This is a genomic window from Candidatus Protofrankia californiensis (genome assembly GCF_900634765.1).
Lineage (GTDB): Bacteria > Actinomycetota > Actinomycetes > Frankiales > Frankiaceae > Protofrankia > Protofrankia californiensis.
Window position 1 is genome coordinate 3,602 of record NZ_CAAAFT010000059.1, and the last position, 10,539, is coordinate 14,140.

General features: G+C 66.6%; 9 protein-coding genes. All 9 read right to left on the bottom strand.

From position 1 onward, the window contains the following. The coding region (locus tag DD1DGNOD_RS03280) for an MMPL family transporter (protein ID WP_131769417.1) at window positions 1-1,659 on the bottom strand (1,659 nt) is incomplete at its 3' end. A 273-nt stretch (window positions 1,660-1,932) separates the two neighbouring features. Next, a complete protein-coding gene (locus DD1DGNOD_RS03285) occupies window positions 1,933-2,880 on the bottom strand; it encodes a pseudouridine-5'-phosphate glycosidase (protein ID WP_131769413.1) in 948 nt (315 codons plus the stop codon). Between the two features lie 32 nt (window positions 2,881-2,912). Next, complete coding sequence (locus DD1DGNOD_RS03290) at window positions 2,913-3,323, bottom strand: HEAT repeat domain-containing protein (RefSeq protein WP_131765157.1); 411 nt, start codon at window positions 3,321-3,323, stop codon at window positions 2,913-2,915. A gap of 298 nt (window positions 3,324-3,621) precedes the next feature. Beyond that, window positions 3,622-3,972 (bottom strand): SCO4402 family protein, encoded by a 351-nt coding sequence (locus tag DD1DGNOD_RS03295; protein WP_131769414.1) that lies wholly within the window; start codon window positions 3,970-3,972, stop codon window positions 3,622-3,624. A 137-nt stretch (window positions 3,973-4,109) separates the two neighbouring features. Further along, the gene (locus DD1DGNOD_RS03300; protein ID WP_131765159.1) at window positions 4,110-4,643 is read right to left on the bottom strand and encodes a hypothetical protein; all 534 of its coding nucleotides are present in this window, start codon (window positions 4,641-4,643) and stop codon (window positions 4,110-4,112) included. After that, window positions 4,640-6,235 carry a hypothetical protein gene (locus DD1DGNOD_RS03305; RefSeq protein ID WP_131765160.1) on the bottom strand — a complete coding sequence of 532 codons (1,596 nt, stop codon included), beginning with the start codon at window positions 6,233-6,235 and terminating at the stop codon, window positions 4,640-4,642. The genes DD1DGNOD_RS03300 and DD1DGNOD_RS03305 overlap by 4 nt, the downstream gene beginning before the upstream one ends. A gap of 230 nt (window positions 6,236-6,465) precedes the next feature. Next, window positions 6,466-9,078, bottom strand: a complete 2,613-nt coding sequence (gene clpB, locus DD1DGNOD_RS03310) for an ATP-dependent chaperone ClpB (protein WP_131769415.1) — start codon at window positions 9,076-9,078, stop codon at window positions 6,466-6,468. Between the two features lie 332 nt (window positions 9,079-9,410). Then, window positions 9,411-9,896, bottom strand: a complete 486-nt coding sequence (locus tag DD1DGNOD_RS03315; protein ID WP_131769416.1) for a heat shock protein transcriptional repressor HspR — start codon at window positions 9,894-9,896, stop codon at window positions 9,411-9,413. Between the two features lie 22 nt (window positions 9,897-9,918). After that, window positions 9,919-10,539: DnaJ C-terminal domain-containing protein (locus tag DD1DGNOD_RS28720; protein WP_283234649.1), on the bottom strand; the 621-nt coding region annotated here is incomplete at its 5' end.

Below are 10,539 nucleotides of genomic sequence, written 5' to 3' on the forward strand. Positions count from 1 at the left end.
CGCGCCGAGCGCGGCGAGGAACGACACCACCACTGTCGCGATCAGGAGCAGCGGGGTCACCACCGACCGCAGGAGCAGCCCGAGAATCACGACCACGACCACCAGCACCACCGGAATGACAGCCTTCCGGTCGCGCACGGAGGCGTTACGCAGGTCCAGGTTCACCGCGGTGTTCCCGCCGACTAGCGCGTCCGCCGCCGGTATCGCGTGGACGGCTTCTCGAAGCTGCCTGATCGTGTCGAAGGACGCCTTCGTATCCGGGGGCTGCGAGAGAATGACGAGGAACTGAACCAGACCCGCGCCGCGACCGCTTTCCACGACGGTCGCGACTCCGGGATTCCTCGTGATGGTCGAATGCACCTCGTCCGCCGCGGCGGCGTTCGCGATGACGTATGCGGGTGAGGTGGTGCCGGCCGGAAAACTGCGTTGCACGAGTTCCTGCCCGATGACCGAATCCACGGGCTTGGTGAACCCCTGGTCCTGGCGCAGGCCGGTGTTCAGGTGCATGGTCGCGAACGCGAGCCCGGTCAACACCAGGGTGGCGGCAACCCAGATCGTGCGTGGCCGCGCGGCGATTATCGTGCCGATACGCGACCAGAGTCCGGACTCCTCGTGGGCGTCCATGCCGTAGCGGGGGATGAACGGCCAGAACAATCCCCGCCCGCACACGACCAACGCTGCCGGCAGCAGCGTCATCATGGTCACCAGTGCCGCGGCGATACCGATCGCGCCGACTGGGCCGAGGCCGCGGTTGGAGTTGAGCTCGCCCAGAAGCAGGCAGAGCATGCTGATGATGACCGTGGCGGCTGAGGCGACGATCGCGGGGCCGGCCCGGCGGATCGCGACCCGCATCGCGGCGTGCGTGTCGGTATGACGGGTCAGCTCCTCGCGGTAGCGGGCGATGAGAAGCAGTGCGTAGTCGGTGCCGGCGCCGAACACGAGCACCCGCAGGATGCCCGCGCTCTGCCCGTTGACGGTCAGCCCCCCGTACTCGGCCGCGAGATAGACCAGACCGGTGGCGGTCTGGTCGGCGATGGCGACCGCCAGGAGCGGGACCAGCCACAGCAGGGGGCTCCGGTAGACGATCAACAGGATGATCGCGACAACTCCCGCGGTGACGAACAGCAGCGTGGTCTCCACCCCGCTGAACACGTCAAAGGTGTCGGTCAGCAGGCCGGCCGGTCCGGTGATCGACGTCTGGAGCCCCGGTGGTGCCGCGTCCCGGACGATCCGCCGAATTTCCTTGACCTTGTTGGTGAACTCCACGATGTCAGCGTTCTGGGCGAGGCTGACGGCCAGGAGCAGGGTGTTCCCCTTCGGGGAGGGGATGGGCATGCCGACCGGACGCTCGGAGAATCCCTCGAGCCGGTGGCCGAGCGCCTCAACCACCGTCCGGTCAGCAGGTGTCAGCTCGGGGTCACGCACGAAGGCGATGATCGCCGGTACGGCGTCCCCGCCCGGCAGAAGCTTCTGGGCCTCGAACAGCCGGGTGGATTCGGCCTGTGAGGGCAGAAAGGACGAGGCATCGTTCTTCTGCGCTTCGGACAGCTTGATCGCGAGCGGGCTGGCGACGGCCGCAACAATGATCCATACAAGGAGAAGCACCCATTTGAGCCGCGGTCCCGCCGGCCACGCCGCAGCCTTCCAGACCTTGTCCACCGGACGCCCCCTCCCCACCGACCCCGACAATCGATCGTCGCAGGTAAACCGCTTGATACGGAAGCGATATGGAAGCCTGGACGCTCGCCGGTGCCAACCCCGGGTTCGACGGGATGCAGTTGGCAAGCGTCACCGTGACCCTCCGCCGTCGGAGCCTCATTCGACCGTGTCGCCGGCGGGCTCGCGGAAGGTGATCTCGCCGGCCTCGATGCTGCGCAGCTCTATGACCTCCCCTGGGCTCCGCGGCGGAGGGCAGCCATACTCCGGTCGCTCTTACGCCTGGTCCGGGCCGGTCAGGCGGGCGGACCAGGCGGTGGCGATGTCGGCGGCGACGATGACGTTGTTGCGGACGACCGCGATGTTGGTCTCGAGGCTGGCGCCGGCCGTTTCGCGGTGGAACGTCGCCAGCAGGAAGGGGGTGACGGCCTTCCCCCGCAGCCCCCGGCGGGCCGCTTCCGCCAACGCCTCGGTGAGGACCCGGTCGTGCAGGTCCTGGTCGAGCTGCTCGGCCTCGGGTACCGGGTTGGCGACGACCACGGCCGCGCGCAGACCCAGCGCCTGTGCGTCCGCCATGACGGCCGCGACGTCGGCGGCGGCTTCCACCCGCCAGTCGACGGTGAACTCCGTCCGGGACAGGTAGAAGCCCGGGAAGGTGTTCGTCCGCCAGCCGAGCAGCGTCACGCCGAGAGTTTCCAGCCGTTCGAGGGTCGCGCCGACGTCCAGGATCGACTTCACCCCGGCGCAGATCACAGTTATCGGCGTGCTGGCAAGCGTGACAAGGTCAGCGGATTCGTCGGCGCTGTCGGCCCAGCCGCGGTGTACGCCACCGAGCCCACCGGTGGCGAACACGCGGATGCCGGCGCGGGCGGCGAGCAGGGACGTGGACGCGACCGTGGTTGCGCCGGTGCGGCGTAGAGCGGAGGCGACCGGCAGATCCCGCACCGACAGTTTCGCCACGTCCGGGGAGTCCGCGATTCTGGTGAGCACGATGGCGTCCAGGCCGACGGTGGGTATGCCGTCGATCACCGCAATGGTCGCCGGTGCCACGCCACGGTCACGGAGCAGGGTTTCCAGCTCGGCCGCCACTTCCAGATTGCGGGGACGCGGCAGGCCATGCGCGATCAGCGTCGACTCCAGGGCCACCACGGGCCGTCCCGCATCCAGAGCCGCCCGCACCTCGTCGGCAACCACCAGTCCCCCCACGCCCAGACAGTAGTGCATCCCCGAGTCCGGAGCCTGTCTCCCTGGCAGTTTTATCTACCAGTAGGGGCCTCGCCGATTCTTCTTCGGGCGTTTTCTCGCACGACCTGCCATGGGTCTTTCGTAAGAATCTCAAGAAGTGCTCGTGGGGTCCGAGGGTTCAATGCCACCGCATTTCTCACCGATTCCTCCGGGTCCACGGCAAGGATCTCCAGGATATCGTCAGAAATCTTGCGTTTGCGGGCGACCATACCTCGTACCCGGTCGTCCTCGTCCCGGGCAAGAATGCGGAGAACCTCCATGGGGACTTTCTTGTTGTGGGCAACCCAGAAGCGCATGTCAGGGTGATTTTTGACAATCTCAAGCCAGACTGGCATGGGCGCTTCCTCCTCGGCTGCCCGGGAGTACTCTTCTCGGTCCTCGCTTCGGCGGAGTCTGACGAACTCGTCAGGAGTTTCTATCATCGCCCCTCGAACTCGATTTCAGGCTGCATATTCCAGCGTGTCAGGGAATCCCTTGCCCGCTCTGGCGACACGTATGAGCTTTATAATCGCGTGCTCCAGATGGTTCTCGTGCGTGGACCCCGGAATCTTTTACTATTTCATGGTAGTCCCTGGCCTGCTTGTCAAACTTGATCAGTCCCCATCGGCCGTCGCCGGGGCCGAACTTGTAGGTAACGCTGTCGCTGTCTTCGTGCTGTTTTTCGAGCGCTGTATAGAAAGCCATCAAGACTCCTGCTGATCTCTCCATGACAATGAATCTCTATCCTTCGTCCCTCATCACATCGAGAACGTTCTTTGCGGCTTCCACCACATCACGCCAGATGGGCATTGCAATCACTTCGGCATCGGAGGAGGTGGTTCCAGCATCGATGATACGGCGCAGAGCTGTATCAAGGGATTGCGCCGTCTGGACCTCGGATGGACTGGACAACACGTATCCGAGTGCGGCTTGGGGGCTGTGCAGCACCTGGCTGTCATCGTAGAGAAAAGTGAGAATCAGATCGAGATCCTCCTGGTAGCCATCGTCTTTCCCTTCAAGTTCGACCCACATCCGTTTCTGCCACGTAGTATCGGCGAGATGGCGCAAGCATTCTATGTAGTTGCTGCGCATAAATGGATACTTTGCCGTCTGTTCGTCAGGGGGCATTCCAAGACCTCCGGTTCGGCCACTTGCTGTATGGAACGTGGGCTTCTACTCCTCACCGGCTCCCGCCGCCGCTTGTCACTTGCCTTCCTCTGGCCCCGGAGTCACCACGCGCTTACGACGGTCTGAGCCACCGCAAGCGGCTCCTCGTCATGCAGCAGAGCATGCAGCACATGCCGCAATAAGTCCCCCGCGAGCTTGAACGCCGCCTCGGAGGACCCCGTCTCGTCGAAGCCCGCACGATCGACTCGCAACAACCCGGCAGGCAACGGATCGGCCTGTGCATCCCCGGCCAGCCCGGCGAGTGTGGCATCGGCGAAGTCCCTGGGCAGTCCGGCCACCAGCGGGCGGCCGAGCTCGCTGCCGCAGTCGGCAACCAAGCCGAACCCGAGCGGTTCACCGAACGGGACTTCGAACGCTGTCACCAGGCTCTGCGGATCTGGCATGAATTGGGCTCCGAGCAAGGCGCGCATCGTCATACCGCCGAACGCTCGACTGAGTTCGACGACGGCCCGTATCGCTCGGCCGGTTTCAGCCGAGGCAGGACGCTCGCAGCGTGTGGCATAGGCGCTGTCATAGGCAGCAGACGCCTCATCGGTCCGGATCGCGGCACGACGGCCGCCTTCTGTAATGATCATCTTGGCTCCATTCCCCAGGCGCGCCGCCAGTTGTTGTTGAACATCTCCGGGAACTGGTCGATCACTTCGGGGGTGTAGTTTTTCATCAGTGGGTGCGTCTGCAGTGCCAGCTCGTGTGCGTCCTCGTAGGACATGCCGCCATCCATCAGCTCAGCCTCGGTGAGCTCGTGCTGCATGAAGTTGAGTTCACCCTCGGAGAGCGGACGCCCATCCGTCATACTCTGGTGGATTCTTTCGATCATGGCATCGTTCGCGGGCGAGTGATCGAGATCAGGACGTCCGAGGTGATCGGTGATTCGCGTCAGATCATCGGGCGTATAGCTACTCTCTGGCCTACGTTGAAGAGCTGCGTTGGAAGGCTTGATGCCCCGTGGTTTAGGGCCTCGTCCTCCTGGGTTGAAGCTCCCGCGGGCTTCGGCCATGACGCTACGGCCGGCGGCGGGGGCGCCGCCCAGGCGTTCGACGTCGCCGATGCCGGCAAGCGCAGGTTGGGGGAGCAGGTTCTTGGCGAGGGTGGTGGTGTAGGCGCGGGCGCCGCGGAGGTTCGTGGCCATGCCTGCGAGGTGGGTGCGGGCGGCGGTCAGGGTGGTGTGGGCGAGGGTACGTCCACCGCGCAGGACCTTTCCGGTGCGGGTCAGGCCGCGGGCGAGCCCGGCGGTAGTGGTAATGCCTTTGCCGCCGGGGACGGTGTCGAGTAAGGCGAATCCGACGTCCCACCGGGACGCGTGGCCGTTTCCGTATCGGACCAGGGTGTCGGCGAGGACGACGAGTGCGGCGGCGAACACGATCCAGGCGGCTGGTCCGCCGATGACGAGGGCGACCACGCCGAGAACGGCAACGGTGATCTTCGAGACCTGGACGGCGGCCGTCCATACCGTCCCCGCGGCCTGTTTGACCTTTTCCCAGGACCACCAGGGTTTGTTCCGGATGCCGGCATGGGAGGCGTCCCGGATGGCGGCGGTGCAGGTCTTCGCCGCGTCCTCCCGCAACTGCCGGGCGGCGTGGGCGAGGCGGCGAGCGGCATCGAGATCGTCCTGGGCGGCCTGCACGGAGTTGCGTGCCTGGCCGAACCGGGTCTGGGCCGCGTCCCGATTGCGGATTGCCTGCGCCACCTGTGCCGGATCAGGTGGGGGAACATCGGTGCTGGCGATGTGAAACGCTGGGGTCAGAGCGGTGACGGTCGACGACGCCGAGGTCAGGGCGGTCTGTGCCGGGCCTGTCAGCATCTGCGCCTGATCGCGCCGGGCCCGTGCGTCCCGCCCGTGTACAAGTGCGCGGTCGGCCTGTGTCTGCGCCGCCGCCAGGATCGGTTCATAGGCCTTCAGCGCCTGGCCGGCCATCCGGTGGGAGGTCTCGAGCTTGTGTAACTGGTTGGGGAACTCGTCCAGTTCGTCGCGGTAGGCGTCGCCGGCCTGGCCGATCCAGGCATGCACCACCCCGCCGGTGGCCAATGCGGTGATCTGTCCGCTGGCGTGCTCGACATCGGCGGCGAACTCCAGATACCGCCGGGCCAGCGCCCGCACCGCAAACGGATCACCCGGGGTCGGGTCGCCGTCCAGATCGAGGACGTCCCAGTCCGTAGGGCGGTTCACGGGTTCAGCAGGCGATCAGAGGCGTCGGGTTTCCCTCGGACGCAGCCTGTGTGGTGTGTTCCGCGGAACACACCACACAACCCCAGGCCGGACTACCGGTATGAGTTGGAGCCGCCATACGCGCCGCCCCCGGCGGGATCAGGGTCACGAGCAGGATACTTTATAGCGGGCGTAGGTGATTTCAGCCGCTGTGGTGAAATTTTCCACCCACGCCTGTCGGTCAGGAGCGGTCAGGGATTCACGGTCCGGCTGGTCGGTTGGACCAGCAACCCGCGGCGGTTCGGGGCGACGTCCACGACGGCGTCGTCGCCGTCCCGGATGGTGCCGGCCAGGAGTTCCCGAGCGAGGGGGTCGCCGATCGAGGTCTGCACGAGCCGGCGCAGCGGGCGCGCTCCGAAAACCGGGTCGTAGCCGGCATCGGCAAGCCAGGAGCGTGCGGTGTCGGTGACCGTCAGGGTGATCCGTCGGTCGGTCAGCCGGGCGCGCAGCAGGTCGAGCTGGAGATCGACGATGCGGGCCAGGTCGTCCTTGTCGAGCTGATCAAAGATCAGGATGTCGTCGAGCCGGTTGAGGAACTCGGGTTTGAACGCCTCCCGCACGGCGACCATCACCGAGTCGCGCTGTACCTGCGGGGGCAGGGTCGGGTCCGCGATGAACTGGGATCCGAGGTTGGACGTCAGCACCACGATCGTGCTGCGGAAGTCCACCGTGCGGCCCTGCCCGTCGGTGAGGCGTCCGTCGTCCAGCACCTGGAGAAGGATGTCGAAGACATCGGGATGTGCCTTCTCCACCTCGTCCAGCAGGATCACGCTGTAGGGGCGGCGGCGGATCGCTTCGGTGAGCTGCCCGCCGGACTCGAATCCGACGTAGCCGGGCGGGGCGCCGATGAGCCGGGCCACCGAATGCTTCTCGGCGTATTCGCTCATGTCGATGCGGACCACCGCGCGTTTGTCGTCGAACAGGAAGCCCGCCAGCGCCTTGGCCAGCTCTGTCTTGCCGACGCCGGTCGGGCCCAGGAACAGGAACGACCCGGTCGGCCGGTCGGGATCGGAGATGCCCGCGCGGGCGCGGCGTACGGCGTCGGAAACGGCCCGCACGGCGGCGTGCTGACCGATGACGCGGGCGTGCAGTTCCTCCTCCATGCGCAGCAGCTTGGTGGTTTCGCCTTCCAGGAGCCGGCCGGCGGGGATGCCCGTCCAGGATGCGACGACCTCGGCGACGTCGTCGGGGCCGACCTCCTCCTTGAGCATGGCGCTGCCGGGCTCGTCCGCGCCGGGTAGCGCATCGGTTGCCGCGGCAAGCCGCTTCTCCAACGTCGGGATCGTGCCGTAGCGCAGCTCACCGGCTTTGGCCAGATCGAGATCCCGTTCGGCGAGGTCGAGAGCACGCCTGGCGTTCTCCAGCTCCTCCTTGACCTTCTGCACCTCGACGATGGAGCTCTTCTCGCGCTGCCAGCGGGCGGTCAGGCTGGACAGTTCCTCCCGCTTGTCGGTGAGCTCGCGCCGTAGGCGCTCGCGGCGCTCCTTGGACGCGCTGTCGCTCTCCTTGGACAGCGCCATGTCCTCGATCTCGATGCGCCGGACGGCGCGCTCCAGCTCGTCGATCGCCACCGGCCGGCTGTCGATCTCCATCCGGAGTCTGGACGCGGCCTCGTCCACCAGGTCGATGGCCTTGTCTGGCAGGAACCGCCCACTGACGTACCGGTCGGACAGGGTGGCGGCGGCGACGAGGGCGGCGTCGGTGATCCGGACGCCGTGATGCACCTCGTATCGTTCCTTGAGCCCGCGCAGGATGCCGATGGTGTCCTCGGTCGACGGCTCGCCGACCAGCACCGGCTGGAAGCGGCGTTCGAGAGCCGGGTCCTTCTCGATGCGGGTGCGGTACTCGTTCAAGGTGGTGGCGCCGATCATGCGCAGCTCACCGCGGGCGAGCATGGGCTTGAGCATGTTGCCGGCGTCCATGGCGCCTTCGGCGGCACCCGCGCCGACGACCGTGTGCAACTCGTCGATGAAGGTGATGAGCCGTCCCTCGGCGGAACGGATCTCGTTGAGGACGGCCTGCAACCGCTCCTCGAACTCGCCCCGCAGCTTCGACCCGGCCACCATCGAACCGAGGTCGAGCGAGACGATGCGCCGGCCGCGCAGGGACTCCGGCACATCACCGGCGACGACCCGCAACGCGAGCCCTTCGACGATCGCGGTCTTGCCGACACCGGGTTCGCCGATAAGGACCGGGTTGTTCTTCGTCCGCCGGGACAGGACCTGCACGACGCGGCGGATCTCGGCGTCGCGTCCGATGACCGGGTCGAGCTTGCCGGCGCGGGCCTGTTCGGTCAGGTCCAGGGAGTATTTGTCCAGCGCGCGGTAGGAGCCCTCGGGGTCGCGGCTGGTCACCCGGTGAACGCCGCCGCGGACGGTGTCGAACGCGCCGCGCAGGGCTTCGGAGTTCGCGCCGAACTCGGTGAGCACCCGAGATGCCTCACCGCCCTCCTCCGCGAGTGCGACCAGCAGGTGCTCGACCGAGGTGTACTCGTCGCCGAGCCGGTTCGCCTGGCGTTCGGCATTGTCGAGGACGGTGATGAGCTGCCGGGACAACTGCGGTGGGCCGACGCTGGCACCGGTTGCGTGCGGCAGTCGGCTGACCGCTGCTTCGGCGCGGGCGCGTACCTGGGCGAGGGGTACGCCGACGGCCCTGAGCAGGTCGACCGCGACCCCGCCGGTCTGGCTCAGGACGGCGACCAGCAGGTGCAGCGGGTCGACGAGCGGTGAGCCGTCACCGGTGGCGCGGCTGACGGCGGAGGACAGAGCTTCCTGCGAGCGAGCGGTGAGGCGGTCAGCGTTCATCGGAATCCTAAGATGATCGTTTTGGTCGTACCATCTCTTTTAACGCTCAGCATAGTTGAGTCGTTCCCGCTTAAGTTTCGGTGATGCGAGGCTTCGCGACGCAGTGTCCCTGAGCATTGCTGGTCCCTGAGCATTGCTGATGCCCGAGTCTTGGCGGTGGCAAGGCTGTCGATTGTGGGGCAGGTGGCCCGTGCTGCGCCGCCCGCCCCGGCTTTGGGCCATCCGCCCCACGATCACCTCTTGGTGGCCTCGCCGCGGATTGTCGATGACGGGCCCTTCAGAGGACTATTGCCTATAGTTATTATAGTTGTACCTATAGTTGCCGAATCGACCTACCGGCGAGGGCCGGGCCGCCAGACCACTATCGCGCTGCGGTCGACGGGCACAAGGTCGCGCCGGTGGCTCTTGTGCGCCTCGGCGACTCTGCGCTCGGCTTCGGCGCGAGCTGTCGCCAGTTCCTCGGTCAACTGACGGACCTGTGCCTGCAACACCATCACCTGGCTACCCAGTTCCAGGATCCGACGGATTCCCTGGAGGTTGACCCCCTCCTCCTGGGACAGTCGCTGTACTTCGCGCAGCAGTGCGACATCCCGCACGGAGTATCGCCGGCCACGTCCGGACGTGCGACCGGGAGTGACCAGGCCGAGGCGGTCATAGGCCCGCAGCGTCTGGGGATGCATACCGGCGAGCTGCGCGGCAATGGAGATCACGTATACAGGTGTGTCGTCATCATGAGCGGGACCGGGGCGCGGCGCTGCCGGTGTCCCCGGCGGACCCCCCGGCGGGGGGTCGGCTGTGCGGCTCGGTCGTGATTTCATGACCAGCCCTCCATCTGTTCCATCAGCCCTCCATCTGTTCCATCAGCGTGGTGCGCGGATCTTCGGGATGGGCATGAGCGAACTCCTGGAGTGCTGTACGCGCCTTCGGGGAAAGATCCGAGGGTTTTGGCACCGTGACGTCAACGGTCACGATGAGGTCACCGTGACCCCCGCTGCCCCGCGGCACTCCACGTTCACGTACCCGCAGGCGCCGTCCACTCGACGTGCCGGAAGGAATCTTCACCGTCAGCGGGGTGCCGTCGAGCGTCGGAACCTTCACCGAGGCGCCCAGGGCGGCCTCGACGAAGGTCACCGGCAACGTGATCGTCAGGTTCTGTCCCTCGCGGTCGAAGACCGGATGGGCCAGCACGTGAACGGTGACTTCCAGATCGCCCGCCTGACCACCACGCTCACCCGGCGATCCGCGTCCCCGAACCCGCAGCCGCTGACCGTCCGCGACCCCTGGTGGGATGCGGATCCGCTGCTCCCGCTCGCGACGGCCGGTGCCCAGGCAGTCCGGGCAGGGAGAGTCGATCACTGTCCCCTTGCCGAGACAGTCCCGACAGGGCTCGGACAAGGCAAAGCCCCCCTGCGACCGCGACACCACGCCCAGGCCCCGGCACGTCGTGCAGGTCCGCGGCGT